Below are 16,422 nucleotides of genomic sequence, written 5' to 3'. Positions count from 1 at the left end.
TTGAAATGCATTTCGCGACGGCGCGATGCATCCTAAATTGCGGGCGGAGGACTTGTATCCCACCATGACGCCCGAGCCCGCCCCTACCTTAAAGCAATTGCTGGCCTTTTACCTGGAGGCCGGGGTCGATTGCGCGCTTGTTGACGAGCCGATCAACCGGCTTGCGGAGGCCGAGCCTGTTCCCGCCGCACCGCCGCGCGAGGGGGCGTCGCCGCGTCCTCAGCGCGAGATGCCGCCTGCGGCGCCGGCAGTTCCGCGCAGCGAAATCACCATCGCGCCGGATGCGGCGGTTGCGTCTGCACGCGAGGCGGCACGGACCGCGCCGACGCTGGACGCGCTGCGGACGCTGCTGGCGAATTTCGACGGCTGCGCGCTGAAGCATACCGCGACCAAGCTTGTGTTCGCCGACGGCAATCCGGCGGCGCGGGTGATGTTCGTGGGCGAAGCGCCCGGGCGTGACGAGGACATCGAGGGCCTGCCCTTTGTCGGCCGCTCCGGCAAGCTCCTGGACCGGATGATCGCGGCGATCGGGCTCGACCGCAGCAAGGCCTATATCGCCAACGTGATTCCGTGGCGGCCGCCCGGCAACCGCACGCCGACGCCGCAGGAGACGCAGGTGTGCCTGCCCTTCATCCAGCGCCAGATCGAATTGGTGAATCCCGACGTGCTGGTCACGCTCGGCAATCCCTCGACACAGGCGCTGATCGGCACGCGCGAGGGCATCATGCGCACCCGCGGCAAATGGTTCGACTACGACACCGGCACCCGGACAATCCGCGCCATCGCTACCTTCCACCCCGCCTATCTGTTGCGCTCGCCCTCCTACAAGCGGATGTCATGGCAAGACCTCCGCGCCATCGCGAAGGCGCTGGGGCAGCAGAGTTCGTCCTCATCCTGAGAGACCGTAGGATAGGCACGCTGCGCTTTGCCCACCCCACGCTTTCCCCTCATCCCGAGGAGCCTGCGCAGCAGGCGTCTCGAAGGATGGGGCCACGGGCGAGACTGGGGCCTCATGGTTCGAGACGCGCGAAGACGCGCTCCTCACCATGAGGGGCTGACGGCGAGAAACAGGCCTACGGCCCCTTCGGCCGCACGATGGCCCAGCCGATCCTGAGCAGCGGCTGCCGGCCGTTGACCAGCCATTCGAACGATCGCGGCACTTCCGGCACCAGGTCCGGGAAGCGTTGCGCGATCTCGGGCGGCGGCGCGCCCGACGTATCGGACGCGCGCCAGACGATCAGTCCGCCGGTCTCATTAAGCTTCGCCGGCGAGAGCCAGGGCGTCCGCGGCCTTCCGTCGAGCAACAGATGCGGGCGCCGCGGGTCCATCGCGATCAGACGCGCCAACTCGGGATCGCCGGCCACCGCGCGCAACCGCTGGTTGGTGCGCCGCTCAAAACTGTCGGCGAAGAAATGCCCGATCGAGGCCGCCGGCATCGAGGTCCGTACTTCGGCTGTGCCGGTCCAGGGCACGAACAGCGTCGCCGCGACGACGGCCAAGGCCGGCGCGGCAATCGCCGCCGCCCAGGCCGAGCGCAACAACCGCTGGCGGTAGAGATGGATGAGATCGCCGGCATTGACGATCACGGCCAATCCCGACAGCAGCAGCGCAACGCCGGCGCCGCCGACCACGTGGTCGAGATGGAACAGGCCGGCGAGCAGGCTGCCAATCAGCGCCGGCGCGAAGGCGAAGAAATAGACGAACTGCCGTCCCAGGGGATCGAGCGGCGGCCGGCCGATGATCGGCGCCTCCTCCGGCTTGCGGGCGAACCAGGGAGAATTGACGACAAGGAGCAGCGCGATGCCGGCCATCGACACCACCAGGCCGCCGAGCAGCACGCCGGAGCGCGTCACCCGCGCACGCAAATCCGCGACATCAGGCAGCGGCGGCAGCGTCACAACATCCGAGCGCATCAGCCAGATCAAGTAAGGCAGCGCCAGCACGATCACCACGAGCAGCGCAAACAGCGGATCAAGCGAGGCCAGCGTGCGGCGTCCGCGCGCGGTCGCCAGCGCAAAGGCCAGGACCAGCAGGATCATCCCGATCGCCACCGGTGTCGTCAGCAGCAACAGGCCGCAATCGATCGACCACGCAAACCAGGCGCTGCGCCGGTTCTGGCCGAACAATTGCCAGGAATGCAGCAGCAACAGCGCCCAGAGCGGTCGCGCCAGCACCAGCGGCCCGAACTCGAGGCCGGGCGAAGAGAACGCAGTGACCGTCATCGTCAGCAGCACGGCGAGGACCGCCTGCTGTCCGCCGATGATGGCGCGGCCGAGGTGATAGAGGCTCACGAAGGTCGCGATCGCGCAAATCTGTGCCAACAGATAGATGCCGAAGACGTGATTGCCGGCGGCGCGGAATGCGATGTCGGCGAGCCAGAACGCGAGCGGCGGGCCGAGATCGGTGCCGACCTGGTATTCGCGGCCGAAGGCGAGCACGGTCGCGACATCGCCGGGCGGGCTGCGATAGATCAACAGCGGCACCAGCAGCCACAGCGCGGCCTGCGCCAGCACCACGATCCAGACCACGAGCCGCGGCCGGGCGCGGATCAGTTCGACGACCAGGGAGGTGAAACGCATGCGCCCAAAATGCCCGGAACCAGCCCTGTGTGCGGCCTCAATCGATCCCGAGATTGATAAAGGGCCGACGCGATGGAGGCAACGGGGCTAGGCAGCCGTCGCCTCGGCCTCGATGGTCGGGTCCACCGTGAAGAGATCGGGCTCGATCGTTTCCGGAAAATGCTTCTGCCGCGCGGCGATCACGGGCGCGAAGAAGCTGCGGTGATGCGCGCTCGGGCCGAGGCGATCCAGCGCCTCCAGATGTTCCGGCACCGCATAGCCCTTGTGCTGTTCGAAGCCATAGCCGGGACAATCCAGCGCCAGCGCGCACATCAGCCGATCCCGCGTCACCTTGGCGATGATGGAAGCGGCTGCGATCGACATCACGATGCCGTCACCGCCGATCACGGCCTCACAGTCGCAAGTCACGGCGACCTTGTCGCGGCCGTCGACGAAGACATGCTTGGGGGCCTCCGGCAGCGCCTGCACGGCGCGCGCCAACGCCCAGAGCGAGGCGCGGAGGATATTGTCGCGATCGATTCGCGCCGGCGAAGCGAAAGCCACCGCAAACGCCGACGTCGCGCAGATCTGCTCAAACAGCTCTTCGCGCCGTTCCGCGGTCAACCGCTTCGAATCGTCGATGCCTTTCGGAATCCGCTTCGGGTCGAGCACCACGGCCGCGGCGACCACGGGACCTGCCAAGGGACCGCGTCCGGCCTCGTCGCAGCCGGCAATCGGCCACACCCCGCGCTTGATCAGCGCGCGCTCGCGCCGAAAGCTCGGCGGCGTCACCGCGATCACGCCCTTTGCCGGTTTGACCGGCTTTTTCTTCTCAGACTTGTCCCGACTCATGGGCGCGACTGTGCTGAAGCAGCCGCCGCCGCGCAACCGGGAACCCGGCGCTCGTCCCCATTATTCAATGGAGGTGTTCAGAATAGGCTCAATTGCTCGCCGCTCTGCTTGGGCTTGACGAAATGGTCGGTCGTCAGCTTCGAGCGGCGCTTGTTCAGGCCGAGCTTCTCGCAGGCGATCTCGAACCTGCGGCCGATCATCCAGGCCATCGGCCCGGTGCCCTTCATCCGCGTCCCCCACTGCGAGTCGTAGTCGCGCCCGCCGCGCATATCGCGGATCAGGGTGAAGACGTGACGGTAGCGGTCCGGGTAGTTCGCGAGCAGCCATTCCCGGAACAGGTCGCGCACTTCCAGCGGCAGCCGCAGCAGCACGTAACTTGCTTCCTTGGCGCCGGCATGCGCCGCCGCATCGAGGATGCGCTCGATCTCCGAATCGTTCAGCGCGGGGATCACGGGCGCCACCATTACGGTGGTGGGGATGCCGGCATCCGAAAGTCGCTTGATCGCCTCCAGCCGCTTCGGCGGCGTCGAGGCGCGCGGCTCCATGGTGCGCGCCAATTTGGCATCGAGCGTCGTCACCGACAGCGCGACCTTGACCAGATTGCGCTTCGCCATCCGCTGCAGGATGTCGATGTCGCGCACGACCAGCGCCGACTTGGTGACGATGCCGACCGGATGACCGGCGCGCTCCAGGGTTTCGAGGATGCCGCGCATGATCTTGTGTTCGCGCTCGATCGGCTGGTACGGATCGGTGTTGGTACCGATCGCGATCATGCGCGGCTCATAGCCCGGCGCGGCGAGCTCCTTCTCGAGCAGCGCCGGCGCATCAGGTTTTGCCAAAAGCTTCGATTCGAAATCCAGTCCTGGCGACAGGCCGAGATAGGCATGGGTCGGCCGCGCGAAGCAGTAGACGCAGCCATGCTCGCAACCTCGGTACGGATTGATCGACCGGTCGAAGCCGATATCGGGCGAGTCGTTGCGCGCGATCACCTTGCGCGAGGTGTCGAGCGAGACAGTGGTCTTGAACGGCGGCAGGTCTTCCAGGCTCTGCCAGCCGTCGTCGAACGTAACGCGCGCCTCGGCCTCGTAACGGCCGCTGGCATTGGATTGCGCGCCGCGGCCGCGCCGCCGTTCGCGCTCGATCGCGACCGCGAGTTCGGGAAACGCGGAGGGCGCACCCGCCGGTGTGGAGGGCGCCGTCACCGGCGGGTGCTTGAGGGCATGAGAGGATGCTCGGCTCATGCTCCGAAGCTAGCACGCCTTGAGAACAAATCAAGAACACATTCGCGAAATTCCACAGCGGCGCTGCCGCAAAAAACTGCACCCTTACGGCTGTTTTGATTGTGACAAGGTGATAACAATTTTCGAGCTTTCCACCCATTTTGAGCCAACGAAGCCTCTGTCGATGTTGAGCGTGATTATTCCGACCGAGGGCGACGAGCGGACCGCAGTCGCCACCCTTGCGGCGCTGGTGCCGGGCGCCGCGGCCGGAGTCGTGAAAGAGGTGCTGCTGGTGGATCGCGCCAAGGACGGCGCCAAGACCGACGTGATCGAGCGCGTCGCCGATGTCGCCGGCTGCCGCTTCATGGCCTTCGACGGCAGTCGCGCCGCAGCGCTGGCGGCCGGCGCCCGTCAAGCGCGCTCGCCCTGGCTGATGTTCCTGCATGCCGGCGCCGTACTCGACAGCGGCTGGATCGAGGAGACCGCCCAGTTCATCCAGGGCGTCGCGATGAGCGGCCGGCCGCGCGCCGGCATCTTCCGCTACGCCCGCTCGCCCTACACCGACGCACGCCTGCGCGACAGCTTCAAGTTCGTCGCCCGCATGCTGACCGGCCCGACTGCCGAACAAGGCCTCCTGATCGCGCGCGATCACTATGAGCAGCTCGGCGGCTACCGCCCGGATGCCCCCCGCTCCGAGGCGCGGCTATTGCGGCAGCTCGGCCGCTCCTCCCGCACCATGCTGCGCAGCCGGATCATCGTGGCGTAGTTCCTTCCGCTTCCCTCGTCATTCCGGGATGCGCCAAAGGCGCAGGCCCGGAATGACAGCGCCTGATACTTGCCAAAGTCAAATAATTATTTGACAATGGCAATTATTGAGGTGCCCCTATGTCAGAGCCGGATTCCGAAATCCAAATCGCCGCGGTGCGGGCGTTCAATCGCTTCTACACCCGCAAGCTCGGCGTCCTCGACCAGCATTTATTGAAAAGCCCGTTCTCGCTCAGCGAGGCGCGGGTGCTTTATGAGCTGGCCCATCGCGAGGAGATATCGGCAAAGGAGATCGGGACCGAGCTCGGGCTCGATCCCGGCTATCTCAGCCGCATCCTGCAGAAATTCGACGAGGACGGGCTTTTGACCCGACGCCCGCTCGCCTCCGACCGCCGGCAATACCAGCTCGGCCTCACCGCAAAGGGGCGGCAGACCTTTACCAGGATCAACCGCACCTCGCATGACGAGGTGGCGGCGATGCTGGCACGGCTTCAGCCGGACGATCGCGTCCGCCTGACCGGAGCAATGGGCACGATCGAGCGGCTGCTCGGCGAGACCCAGCCGTCGCGCGCGGTGCTGCGCGATCCGCGGCCGGGCGATATGGGCTGGGTGGCGCAGAGCCATGGCGCGCTCTACGCCAGCGAATACGGCTTCGATTCATCCTTCGAGGCGCTGGTCGCCGAGATCGTCGCAAAATTCCTGACCTCGTTCGACGCCTCGCGCGAACGCTGCTGGATCGCCGATCTCGAAGGTGCGCCGGTCGGCTCGGTGTTCCTGGTCAGGCATTCCGACGACATCGCCAAGCTCAGGCTGCTCTTGATCGACCCGGCCGGGCGCGGCCAGGGACTCGGCAGGCGGCTGGTTGGCGAATGCATCAGCTTCGCCAGGGCCTGCGGCTACCGCAAGATCACGCTCTGGACCCAGAGCATCCTGATCGCCGCGCGAAAAATCTATGAGGACGCAGGCTTCGTGCTGGTGAAAAGCGAGCCGCATCGCAGCTTTGGGCAGGACCTCGTCGGCGAGACCTGGGAGCGGACGCTGTGAAGTTGACGCGTCGCGATCCACCGCGGCGCGTCACGCCGGAGCTGCTTGCCTTCCATATCAAGCAAGCGCACGCGCTCAGGGCCGAGGCTTATCGAGATATGATGCGCGCGTTGTGGGCGCGGCTGCTAAGGATCACCCACAAGCGGTGCTCAACCTAAACCGTCGCGCCTTGCGCCTTCGGCCGGCGCAGGTGCTCGTCCAGCCGCGGCATGATCTCGACGAAATTGCAGGGGCGCGTGCGGTAGTCGAGCTGCGCCGCCAGAATGCCGTCCCAGCCGTCGCGGCAGGCGCCGGGCGAGCCCGGCAGGCAAAAGATGTAGGTCGCCCCCGCAACGCCTGCGGTGGCGCGGCTCTGGATCGTCGAGACGCCGATCTTGGCGTGGCTCAGCATGTGGAAGGCGATCGAGAAACCGTCCATCCGCTTTTCGAACAGCGGCTCGATCGCTTCCGGCGTCACGTCGCGGCCGGTGAAGCCGGTGCCGCCAGTGGTGATGATCGCATCGACGCCGGCGTCAGCGATCCAGCGCGCCACGACCGTGCGGATCGCCTCGACGTCGTCGGTGACGATCTCGCGCGCCGCGAGCTTGTGGCCGGCGGCCGTGATGCGATCCGCCAGAGTCGTTCCGGACTTGTCGTCGGCGAGCGCGCGGGTGTCGGAAACCGTCAGCACCGCGATATTAAGTGGAATGAACGGTTTCGTTTCATCGATCGAGGCCATAACACTTATTCTCCCCGTCATGCCCGGGCTTGACGATCACCATCCAATTCTCACAGCGCCCCGGCGCCAAAGGTGTTGCAGGCCGACACCGTGCCTTGCTGGTAGCCGGTCATGAACCATTGCCGCCGCTGCTGCGCCGAGCCGTGGGTGAAGGAGTCCGGCACCACCCTGCCCGTCGCCTGCCGCTGCAGCGTATCGTCGCCGATTGCGGTTGCCGTCTTGAGTGCCGCGTCGATGTCGCCGGCCTCGAGGAAGCCCGGCCGCTTCTTCTCCTCGCGGTTGACCCAGACGCCGGAGAGGCAGTCGGCCTGCAGCTCGACCTTCACCTGCAGCGCATTGGCCTCGGCCTTGCTGTCGGCCGCCTGTTGCAGCCGCGTCACGCGTGGGATGATGCCGAGCAGGTTCTGCACGTGATGGCCCGCCTCATGGGCGATGATATAGGCCGCGGTGAACTGGCAGGCGCTGCCCGAGCAGCCACGGAACCGCGTCTCGACCTCGCGGAAGAAGGCGGTGTCGAGATAGATGGTCTTATCCGGCGGGCAGTAGAACGGCCCCATCGCCGACTGCGCCATGCCGCAGCGGCCGCCATTGGTGGCGTTGCGGAACAAGACGATCTTCGGACCGGTGAAGGTCTGGCCATTGGCCTGGAAGATCTCGGTCCAGCGATCGTCGATCTCGCCCAGGATGCCGGAGATCATGCTGCCCATTTCGTCGGTCGGCGCGCCGGTCTTGCCGGAGGCCGTCCGGCGATCGGTCTGGTAGGTCGGCGCCTGTCCGCCGCCGGTCAGGATTTCGGCGCCGCCGATCAGGATGCGCGGGTCGATGCCGAAGGCGTAGCCGAGCAGGCCGAGCACGATGATGGTGCCGATGCCGAGCCCGCCGCCGCCCATGGGGATGCCGAAGCCGCCGCCGCCTCCGCCGCCACCCTGGTCGCGACGATCCTCGATGTCGTCGCTGCGACGGAAATCATCGTAACGCATGGCGGTTTTCCCTTAAGTCCTAACCTGTGTAAACGCGGAACAGACGTAAAATTTCCGTTCCGTTAATCAATAGCCTGCCCGGCAATTATTGCCTAGTGCGACGCGCACCATCCGCGCATGGCTGATGCGGCCAACGTCTTCACGAATCGCATCAGCTTGCCTGCAACGAACTCGATGTCCGATTCCGCTGTCGCTGGCGCAATTCGCATAACGCATGCTGCGAGGCAGCACTCGATTTCAAATCCGAAAACGCTGCACGATCGAAATGCGCAGAACTTGTCGCGTGCCATTTTCGATTAAGTCGTTTTTTACTTTGGCGGGTCATGGTGGCGCCAGTCGGTTGTTTAGTCCCGCGTCGCCGACAGCGTCGCCTGAGTCAGAGTTATGAGTCATGGTTGAGTCGCGTCGCGGGGCGTCTGCAAGGGCGCCCCGCACTAAATTTGAATCCACGTCTCCGAGTCGAATCGTCATAGGCGATTGCGTCGCCGAGATGTCGAAGCTTGCAGCCGGTTCTGTCGACGTCGTGTTCGCAGACCCACCCTACAATCTGCAGCTCAAGGGCGACCTCAAACGCCCCGACGAATCCCATGTCGATGCCGTCAATGACGACTGGGACAAGTTCTCCTCCTTTGCCGCCTATGACGACTTCACGCGCGCCTGGCTGCTCGCCGCGCGCCGCGTCATGAAGCCGTCGGCCACGATCTGGGTGATCGGCTCCTATCACAATATCTTCCGCGTCGGCGCCATCATGCAGGACCTCGGCTTCTGGCTCCTGAACGATATCGTCTGGCGCAAGTCGAACCCGATGCCGAATTTCCGCGGCCGCCGCTTCACCAATGCGCACGAGACCATGATCTGGGCCGCGCGTGATGAGAAGGCCAAGGGCTATACCTTCAATTACGAAGTGCTGAAGGCAGCGAACGAGGACGTGCAAGCGCGCTCCGACTGGCTGATCCCGCTCTGCACCGGCGAAGAGCGCCTCAAGGGCAAGGACGGCAAGAAGGTGCATCCGACCCAGAAGCCCGAACAGCTTCTCGCGCGCGTGCTGCTCTCCTCCTCGAAGCCCGGCGACCTCGTGCTCGATCCCTTCAACGGCACCGGCACCACCGGCGCCGTGGCAAAACGTCTCGGCCGCCGCTATCTCGGCATCGAGCGCGACGCCGCCTATGCCGCCGCCGCCGAAGCGCGCATCGCCGCCATCGAGCCGCTGCCGCAGGAAACGCTCGCCCCGTTCATGACTGCGCGCGAGGCGCCGCGCGTCGCCTTCTCCGAACTGATCGAGCGCGGCATGATCATGCCGGGCGCGAAACTCGTCGACGCCAAGAAGCGGGTCGGTGCCCTCGTGCGCGCCGACGGCGCCATCATGCTCGGGGACAAGGTTGGCTCGATCCACCGCATCGGCGCGGTCGCCCAAGGCTCGGGTGCCTGCAACGGCTGGACCTTCTGGCACGTCGAGACCAAGAACGGCCTCAGGCTGATCGACGAACTGCGCGCCGAAATCCGCTCCGGGATGGCCGCGGGCTGAGCCTCCTCAATATCCTCCGTCATTCCGGGGCTCGCGAAGCGAGAACCCGGAATCCATTTCACCACCTGCGCCTGAGGCACAATGGATTCCGGGCCTGCACCTGACGGCGCATCCCGGAATGACGAAAGAAGTCCTGTTCACTTCTGTGCTTCCGGGCCAACAAGCTAAGCTGCACAGCAAGCCACGATGACGCCGTGTTGAACGCTCTTGCCTTGATTCGGCGCGAACAAAGCGCCTAGAGTCCGGCTATCGGTCGCTGTTTCGATTGGATTGCCCGATGCGCAGACAATCCGAGACGTTGCTGCTTGTGCCGCTGTTGCCGATATTCTTCGTCGGCATGTTCCCGATATTGCTTTTTGGCCTGCTCGGCTTTTTCGGCCTCGGCATCTTCGGCGTCCTCTTGGTCTCCGTCGGACTGACGAGCGCATTGGAGGCGCATGGCCAGTTCACCGAGGACATCATTACGCACGGCTATGGGCGCAGCGCCGAGCGTGCCGCTCACGCCACCGATCTGCAAACCGCGACGCGCTTCGCCGCGCTGCTGGACGCAGCAGGGATTGCGCTGATCGTCGCCAGCGCGGTTGGCTTTATGTACTTCGGCTGATCGCCAAGCCGCCCGAGGCGCTTTCACAAATTCATCGCTTGCGCGCTCCGCCCGATGTGGCGCATGAGTGCGGCCCGCGGCCCATGCGGCTCGCGTCCCGATTTGGTCGGCAACAAAACAAACGGAGCCTTTGAGATGCTCAAATTCTACTTCAACGGAGCACCGAACCCGAACAAGGTCGCACTGTTCCTGGAAGAGTCCGGCCTCGCTTTCGAGGCAATACCGGTCGACACCCGCAAGGGCGAGCAGTTCAAGCCGGAATTTTTGAAGGTCAATCCGAACGCCAAGGTGCCGGCGATCGACGATGACGGCGTGTTCGTGTTCGATTCCAACGCGATCCTGCTCTACCTTGCCGAGAAGACCGGAAAATTCCTGCCCGCCAATACGCCGGCGAGCCGCGCGCAGATGCTGTCCTGGCTGATGTTCATCGCCACCGGCCTCGGCCCCTATTCGGGTCAGGCAGTGCATTTCAAGACGGTGGCGCCAAAGGAACTGGAATACGCGCATAACCGCTACCAGTACGAGGCGAACCGCCACTACAAGATTCTCGACGACCACCTCGCCAAGAGCCGCTACATGGTCGGCGACACCTACACGATCGTCGACATGGCGCTCTGGGGCTGGGCACGGCTGGGGTCGTTCGTGCTCGGCGAGGAAGCTTACGCCAAGTACCCGAACGTCAAGCGCCTGGTCGACGAGATTTCAGCCCGGCCGGCCGCCGCACGCGCGATCGCATTGAAGGACAAGTTCACCTTCAAGGCCGAACTGGACGAGGAAGCGAAGAACTTCATGTTCGGCCACCTCAAAACCAAGGTGGCTTAACCGCCCTTCCGGCGCGCCGGCGTATGCCGGCGCGCGAGGTCGGCCAGGTGGACAGGCGTGCGGGAGCAAGGAAACCGCGCGCCGTGCCCACCTAATTCCGTCAGATCATCAGATCGTGCATCCCGTGGGTGACCGCGGCGCTCCCGACAAGCTCGGAAGCCGGGCCATAATGATCGGCCGTGTGTTGTCCATGCAGCAACGCCTCGATTGCTTGTGCCGCCTCCGGTCCGTGGATTGCTGCAGCGTCTTCGGGATGACTGCTCGATGCCGGGCCGTGGCCCACATTTCCGAGGTCGAAGCCCTTCGAAGCTCCAGGATCGTAGCTCGTCTCCTTGAAGTGGAATGAGTCTCCGAGCCGCGCACCGGCCGGCCCTGAGCCAAACACCCCCTCGGCAACAGAGGATGGCGCCAAACCCGAGGACCCGCCGGTTGAGCCGCCATCGATTGCATTGCCATGAGTCCCGGCGGCATCAGAAGAGCCGCCGTTCGTCGGTAGCTCCTTGTCGGTTTTGTCATTCAATGCAACGGTGGAACTCAGTGCCCCTTCGATCTTCCCCGTGGCCAAATGGTCGAAATCCCTGGGGTCTGCATCACTGGCGCCCTTGATGGTGATCGTCACCACCTGCGTGGTGCCATCTATGGTCTTCACCGTGAAGGTGTCGGTCAGGCGGTCGCAGGCGTCGAGCGCCCGCACCGTGCAGTTGCTATTGTCGAGCGTGTAGGTCCACACGCCGGCCGCCGTCATCGTGAAAGTGCCATAGCCGCCATCGCTCTTCATCGGCGAGCAGACCGCGGTGAAGGTATTCGCTGGATTGTCAACGTCGGTATCGGTAAGCGTACCGGTCGCGGTTGGCGTGCCGGGCGTATCGCAGCCAGCTTCGATCACCGTGCCGGTCGTCGTGCCCGAAACCACGGCCGCGTCGTTGGTGCCGTGGATGGTGATCGTCACCACCTGCGCGGTGCCGTCGATGCTGGTCACCGTGAAGGTGTCGGTCAGGTGGTCGCACACGTTGAGCGCCTGCACCGCGCCGTTGGCGTTGTCGAGCGTGTAGGTCCACACGCCGGCCGCCGTCATCGTGAAGGTGCCGTAGCCGCCATGACTTGCCGTCGGCGAACTGACCGCCGTGAAAAGATCGGGCGGATTGTCGACGTCGGTGGCGGCGAGCGCGCCGGTCGCGGTCGGCACGCCCGGCTTGGCATTGGCGACGCCCCCGGCCTCGATCACGCAGCCGGTGGTGGCGCCGGAAATGACGGCCGCGTCGTTGGTGCCGTTGATGGTGATCGTCACCACTTGCGCGGTGCCGTCCGCGGTGGTCACCGTGAAGGTGTCGGTCAGGTGGTCGCCGACATTGAGCGCCTGCACCGCGTGGTTGGCGTCGTTGAGCGTATAGGTCCAGACACCGGCCGCGGTCATCGTGAAAGTGCCATAGCCGCCATGACTTGCCGTCGGCGAAGTGACCGCCGTGAAGGTGTTGGGCGCATTGTCGACATCGCTATCGGTGAGCGTGCCGGTCGTGGTCAGCTTGCCCGGCGCCTCGATCACCGAGCCGGTCGTCGCGCCGGAAATGATGGCGGCGTCATTGGTGCCGTTGATGGTGATCGTCACCACCTGAGGGGTGCCATCCACGGTGGTCACGATGAAGGTGTCGGTCAGATGGTCGCCAACATTGAGCGCCTGCACCGCGTGGTTGGCCTCGTTGACCGTGTAGGTCCACACGCCGGCCGCCGTCACCGTGAAGGTGCCGTAGCCGCCGGCGCTCGCCTTCGAGCTGACCACCGTGAAGGTATTCGGCGGATTGTCGACGTCAACGTCCGTAAGCGTGCCGGTTGCGGCAGGCATACCGGACCCAGCGCCGCCCGCCTCGATCACCGCGCCGGTCGTGGAGCCCGAAATGATGGCCGCGTCGTTGACGCCATCGATGGCGATCGTGAAGACCTGATTGGACGAGAGTGTGCCGTCTGACACCGTGATAATGAAGCTCGCGGTCGTCGGCGCGGTCAGCGCATTGATCGCGCCGCTGTCCGGAACGAAAGTGTAGGCGCCCGTCGCGCTGTTGAGGTAGAGCCTGCCATAGGGACCGGCGCTCGATACATCGTATGTCACCCCTCCCAGCACCGTGCTGCCGGCGATTCCGCCACTGATGCCGAAGGTCAGGGCAGCACCGTTGGAGCTGCTGGCAACGAAAGCGCCGCTCGTTGCGGAGAAGTGGTCAAACACCGATGTATCGATTTCCGTCGGTCCCGCCGCGAGGGTGAACACCGGCGGCGAACGCAGGACAAACAGATCAGGAACTACCGTCGACGATGGCAGCGGCGGGAGCGAATTATGGATCTGGAGAATGTCGGTCTGAATAAAATTGATCGGCTGCACCGGCAGCACATTGATCGTCGAGGGAGGCGTGCTCGACCCGGGCGCCACCTGTTCCTTCGCGAAATTGGCAAGCACGTCCTGCTGGGCGGCATGCAACTCCTCCATGCGAGTCGCACTATTCGCGGTCTGGTTGACGCTGACCGAGGACCCTCTCCTGCTCAGGGTGGTCGTCTCTCCGGGATCCTCGACAATGATGTGTCGCGGGATCGGCTCTTTGGTCACGAGCTCGAATACGCCATGCTCGAGATCCTTGTATGCGATGCTGTCGTCATCGAGATATGTGACGTCCGGCTCTGCGGCATGGACTTCGTTCATGACGGCGAAGGCCAGCGCCGCGAGCGTCAAGGTGCCGATCCCGCCGCCATGAGCGCGGCCCCGAATGCTTCCAACAGGCGTATCAACCGTGAGGCAACCGGTCGTTGCCACCCGTCCGGCAACGAAAGCGAAGGTGCCTCTGGTCACGCCAAACAGGGCCGAGCGCGAGGTGCCGTCGGCGTCACAGATCAATTCGTTCAACACCAGACGGGTGCCGGAAGAGAGGTTGAACACAGTGCCGTCGATAAAGCGAAGTCCGACCTGCGCGTCGTCCGCCGTCTCGATCACGTCTCCCTGATAAACGGGATCGCCAGCCGTGAGTTGAACGGCGATGCCGGTCGCACGGCTGAGGGTGCAGCAACCGATCGCGATCTGAACATGGCCTATGATCTGGCGAAGCTGGGCGACAATGGCGTTGCGGTCGCCCCCGGACTCGACGCAAGACGCAACGAACATGGCTTCGACCTCGCCTGCTGAGTACTTTCAGGCCCAGCGTGGTGCCGCACTTTTCTTGCTCTGGCTTTGCCTACGCCATCAAGTCAAAACAATCCTGGCGTCGGCAACCCTAGGCTAGCCCGCCGCAACATCCTGATCCAAATTTAATCAAACCTATCCGTAACATCCGATGCATTCAATGCATGAATTAAATCTTCCGGTGCAGGAATTAAATCACTTTTCCCGGGAGCGCGTCGTTTTCCTGCTCTGGCGGCCTGCCCCTCAAGATGAAACCTTTTGGTAGCATTGAACCGGCTCGGGGCCTAATATGACGAAAATTTAAATGAGGTGGCCAGCCATGGCCGCCCTGACACCGTACGTACTGCATGGATTATAGCGACCTGGCTGACCATTGAAGTCAGCGGACTGTCACGCGGCAAAAGGGATCTTCTCAGGAAGGGGATCATGCGCACGCATACGATTATCGCGTTGGTGGCGAGTTTGACTCTGGCGTTGGCCAGCCTTTTGGTTGATGCAGCCGATGCGCAGACCAATCCTCCCGGGCCCGCCGTTCAGGATCTCGCATCAGCGAAACCCATCGGAACAGTTGTAACCACGACCGGCTCGGTGACGATCGAACACGCGGGTGCGATGGTCATTCAGGCAAATGTCGCCGGCCAGATCGTCCAGACGAAGGTGGGTGATATCGTTTACCTCGGCGATGTGGTGCGGACCGGAGCCGATGGCCGGGTCGGGATCAACTTTGCCGACGGCAGTTCGTTCAAACTATCGAGCAACGCCCGCATGGCGTTGGACGAATTCGTGTACGACCCGAATGGGAAATCCAACTCGACCTTGTTCAATCTGACCAACGGAACACTTACGTTTGTCGCCGGCAATATCGCGAAGTCCGGCGACATGAAGGTCGATACCCCCGTCGCAACGATGGGTATTCGGGGCACGACTCCACATGTCGAAATTTCGGATGACGGGACAGTCAAGTTTTCAACCCTTATCGAAGAGGGCAAGAACAAGCTTACGAAAAAGTCCGGCCCATCTGCAGCGCAGCAGTCCGAACAGAAAGCCAATCGCAAGTCCAATCTGAATATCTGCCGAGGGTGCTAGACCGATTTATTCCGAAGTCAGTCTCGGCGCAGGGCCCCAGCAGGACGTGACGCCTTTCCGCGGAAAGCTGATGACCGCGGATTCCTCCATTTCCACAATCAGGAAGCCTGATATGGACGCCAGTACGAGGGGAGGCATCGTTGACGGCGTCGCATGCATGCTCATCCTGCTGCTGCTCGGCTCACCCGCGGCGGCGCAGGAGGATGCGAAGAAGAGCAACTATCTGACCGACATTGCGTTGTGCAACGGCACGGATCACGCCTCGCTTGAAGCCCGTGTCAATGGCTGTACGGCGCTCATCGCTTCCGGTCACGGCAAGACAGCTGCCTTGGCAATCGCCTACAACAATCGTGGCAACGCCTATGCGGCAAAGGGAGACTACGACCGCGCCATCCAGGATTTCGATCAATCGATCCAGCTCAATCCAACCTACGTCAAGGCCTTCAACAATCGCGGCGCGGCTTATTTGAAGAAAGGCGAATACGATCTCGCCATCAAAGCTCTCGATGGCGCGATCCAGCTCAATCCCAGCTACGGCAGCGCTTTCGCCAACCGTGCCAGAGCCTACCTGAAAAAGCACGAATACGATCGCGCGGCGCGGGACTATGACGAGGCAATTCGTCTCGAACCCGATTTGGAAGCCGTGTGGAGCGGACGCTGTTGGACGCAGGCCATCCTCGGCGCACTGGAGGCGGCACTGGAGGACTGCAACAAGGCGCTTCAACTAGCGTCGAACAACGCCGCGACATATGACTCACGCGGGCTGATCTATCTCAAAATGGGCAAATTCGACGCGGCTATCGATGATTACAGCTCTGCGCTGCAACTCGATCCGAAGCTGGCGAGCGCACTCTATGGGCGCGGGCTTGCCAGGCTGAAGACGGGCGACAAAGCGGGCAGCAACGCCGATATCGCATCGGCAAAGACGATCCAGGTCAAGATCGGCAGCGACTTCACGCGCTATGGTGTGCGGTAGGCACCAGCGACGGTTAGCATCGTAGAGTGGGCAAAGGCGGACCGCGCCGTGCCCTGCCACCCCAACCAATTGCTTCTGTCATTCCGGGGCTCGCGAAGCGAGAACCCGCGAA

General features: G+C 63.8%; 15 protein-coding genes. 9 read left to right on the top strand and 6 right to left on the bottom strand.

Annotated elements, in window-relative coordinates:
* Positions 1–64: 64 nt before the first annotated feature.
* The gene (locus ACZXDY_RS09040) at positions 65–898 is read left to right on the top strand and encodes a uracil-DNA glycosylase (protein WP_028166895.1); all 834 of its coding nucleotides are present in this window, start codon (positions 65–67) and stop codon (positions 896–898) included.
* Positions 899–1,073: 175 nt separating this feature from the next.
* Here the strand turns inward: ACZXDY_RS09040 and ACZXDY_RS09035 are convergent, their stop codons facing one another.
* From ACZXDY_RS09035 to ACZXDY_RS09025, 3 genes are all read right to left on the bottom strand, one after another.
* Entirely contained in the window at positions 1,074–2,579 is a 1,506-nt protein-coding gene (locus tag ACZXDY_RS09035) for a glycosyltransferase family 39 protein (protein WP_456646645.1), read from the bottom strand.
* A gap of 87 nt (positions 2,580–2,666) precedes the next feature.
* The gene (locus tag ACZXDY_RS09030; RefSeq protein WP_035691520.1) at positions 2,667–3,410 is read right to left on the bottom strand and encodes a ribonuclease HII; all 744 of its coding nucleotides are present in this window, start codon (positions 3,408–3,410) and stop codon (positions 2,667–2,669) included.
* 77 nt (positions 3,411–3,487) lie between these two features.
* On the bottom strand, positions 3,488–4,651 hold the full coding sequence (locus tag ACZXDY_RS09025) for a PA0069 family radical SAM protein (protein WP_130225605.1): 1,164 nt from the start codon (positions 4,649–4,651) through the stop codon (positions 3,488–3,490).
* Positions 4,652–4,814: 163 nt separating this feature from the next.
* Here ACZXDY_RS09025 and ACZXDY_RS09020 point away from each other — a divergent pair, with 163 nt between their 5' ends.
* The 3 genes from ACZXDY_RS09020 (at position 4,815) to ACZXDY_RS09010 (ending at position 6,597) form a co-directional block, all read left to right on the top strand.
* Entirely contained in the window at positions 4,815–5,396 is a 582-nt protein-coding gene (locus ACZXDY_RS09020) for a glycosyltransferase (protein WP_464345235.1), read from the top strand.
* A gap of 119 nt (positions 5,397–5,515) precedes the next feature.
* Complete coding sequence (locus ACZXDY_RS09015) at positions 5,516–6,439, top strand: bifunctional helix-turn-helix transcriptional regulator/GNAT family N-acetyltransferase (RefSeq protein ID WP_464345234.1); 924 nt, start codon at positions 5,516–5,518, stop codon at positions 6,437–6,439.
* Positions 6,436–6,597: an RSP_7527 family protein gene (locus ACZXDY_RS09010; protein WP_464345233.1), complete on the top strand. Its 162-nt coding sequence runs from the start codon at positions 6,436–6,438 to the stop codon at positions 6,595–6,597. Before ACZXDY_RS09015 ends, ACZXDY_RS09010 begins: the two co-directional genes overlap by 4 nt.
* On the opposite strand, the gene moaB is transcribed toward ACZXDY_RS09010, so the two are convergent.
* On the bottom strand, positions 6,594–7,157 hold the full coding sequence (moaB, locus tag ACZXDY_RS09005; protein ID WP_028166890.1) for a molybdenum cofactor biosynthesis protein B: 564 nt from the start codon (positions 7,155–7,157) through the stop codon (positions 6,594–6,596). The two genes, ACZXDY_RS09010 and moaB, sit on opposite strands and share 4 nt — an antisense overlap.
* 50 nt (positions 7,158–7,207) lie before the next feature.
* Complete coding sequence (gene ypfJ / locus ACZXDY_RS09000; protein WP_028166889.1) at positions 7,208–8,137, bottom strand: KPN_02809 family neutral zinc metallopeptidase; 930 nt, start codon at positions 8,135–8,137, stop codon at positions 7,208–7,210.
* Positions 8,138–8,528: 391 nt separating this feature from the next.
* Here ypfJ and ACZXDY_RS08995 point away from each other — a divergent pair, with 391 nt between their 5' ends.
* From ACZXDY_RS08995 to ACZXDY_RS08985, 3 genes are all read left to right on the top strand, one after another.
* On the top strand, positions 8,529–9,662 hold the full coding sequence (locus tag ACZXDY_RS08995) for a DNA methyltransferase (RefSeq protein WP_464345232.1): 1,134 nt from the start codon (positions 8,529–8,531) through the stop codon (positions 9,660–9,662).
* Between the two features lie 277 nt (positions 9,663–9,939).
* A complete protein-coding gene (locus ACZXDY_RS08990; RefSeq protein ID WP_130225611.1) occupies positions 9,940–10,266 on the top strand; it encodes a hypothetical protein in 327 nt (108 codons plus the stop codon).
* 135 nt (positions 10,267–10,401) lie between these two features.
* Positions 10,402–11,088, top strand: coding sequence for a glutathione S-transferase family protein (locus ACZXDY_RS08985; protein WP_464345231.1), 687 nt, complete (start codon positions 10,402–10,404; stop codon positions 11,086–11,088).
* A 100-nt stretch (positions 11,089–11,188) separates the two neighbouring features.
* Here the strand turns inward: ACZXDY_RS08985 and ACZXDY_RS08980 are convergent, their stop codons facing one another.
* Positions 11,189–14,230 (bottom strand): VCBS domain-containing protein, encoded by a 3,042-nt coding sequence (locus ACZXDY_RS08980; protein WP_464345230.1) that lies wholly within the window; start codon positions 14,228–14,230, stop codon positions 11,189–11,191.
* A gap of 444 nt (positions 14,231–14,674) precedes the next feature.
* On the opposite strand from ACZXDY_RS08980, the gene ACZXDY_RS08975 reads away from it, so the two are divergent.
* Together ACZXDY_RS08975 and ACZXDY_RS08970 are read left to right on the top strand one after the other, a co-directional pair.
* Positions 14,675–15,334 (top strand): FecR family protein, encoded by a 660-nt coding sequence (locus ACZXDY_RS08975; RefSeq protein WP_464345229.1) that lies wholly within the window; start codon positions 14,675–14,677, stop codon positions 15,332–15,334.
* A gap of 112 nt (positions 15,335–15,446) precedes the next feature.
* Positions 15,447–16,310: a tetratricopeptide repeat protein gene (locus ACZXDY_RS08970; protein WP_130225620.1), complete on the top strand. Its 864-nt coding sequence runs from the start codon at positions 15,447–15,449 to the stop codon at positions 16,308–16,310.
* The last annotated feature ends 112 nt before the right edge of the window (positions 16,311–16,422 follow it).

This window comes from Bradyrhizobium sp. LeoB3 (assembly GCF_055456055.1).
The sequence above is the reverse complement of the archived record's forward strand: the minus strand, read 5'-3'. Positions and strand labels throughout refer to the sequence as shown.

Coding starts and splice junctions, on each gene's coding strand:
- ACZXDY_RS08970 (WP_130225620.1), top strand. CDS start 15,447: ATGGACGCCAGTACGAGGGGAGGCATCGTTGACGGCGTCGCATGCATG.
- ACZXDY_RS09020 (WP_464345235.1), top strand. CDS start 4,815: ATGTTGAGCGTGATTATTCCGACCGAGGGCGACGAGCGGACCGCAGTC.
- ACZXDY_RS09025 (WP_130225605.1), bottom strand. CDS start 4,651: ATGAGCCGAGCATCCTCTCATGCCCTCAAGCACCCGCCGGTGACGGCG.
- ACZXDY_RS09035 (WP_456646645.1), bottom strand. CDS start 2,579: ATGCGTTTCACCTCCCTGGTCGTCGAACTGATCCGCGCCCGGCCGCGG.
- ACZXDY_RS08985 (WP_464345231.1), top strand. CDS start 10,402: ATGCTCAAATTCTACTTCAACGGAGCACCGAACCCGAACAAGGTCGCA.
- moaB (WP_028166890.1), bottom strand. CDS start 7,157: ATGGCCTCGATCGATGAAACGAAACCGTTCATTCCACTTAATATCGCG.
- ACZXDY_RS09030 (WP_035691520.1), bottom strand. CDS start 3,410: ATGAGTCGGGACAAGTCTGAGAAGAAAAAGCCGGTCAAACCGGCAAAG.
- ACZXDY_RS08995 (WP_464345232.1), top strand. CDS start 8,529: ATGGTTGAGTCGCGTCGCGGGGCGTCTGCAAGGGCGCCCCGCACTAAA.
- ypfJ (WP_028166889.1), bottom strand. CDS start 8,137: ATGCGTTACGATGATTTCCGTCGCAGCGACGACATCGAGGATCGTCGC.
- ACZXDY_RS08980 (WP_464345230.1), bottom strand. CDS start 14,230: ATGTTCGTTGCGTCTTGCGTCGAGTCCGGGGGCGACCGCAACGCCATT.
- ACZXDY_RS08990 (WP_130225611.1), top strand. CDS start 9,940: ATGCGCAGACAATCCGAGACGTTGCTGCTTGTGCCGCTGTTGCCGATA.
- ACZXDY_RS09015 (WP_464345234.1), top strand. CDS start 5,516: ATGTCAGAGCCGGATTCCGAAATCCAAATCGCCGCGGTGCGGGCGTTC.
- ACZXDY_RS08975 (WP_464345229.1), top strand. CDS start 14,675: ATGCGCACGCATACGATTATCGCGTTGGTGGCGAGTTTGACTCTGGCG.
- ACZXDY_RS09040 (WP_028166895.1), top strand. CDS start 65: ATGACGCCCGAGCCCGCCCCTACCTTAAAGCAATTGCTGGCCTTTTAC.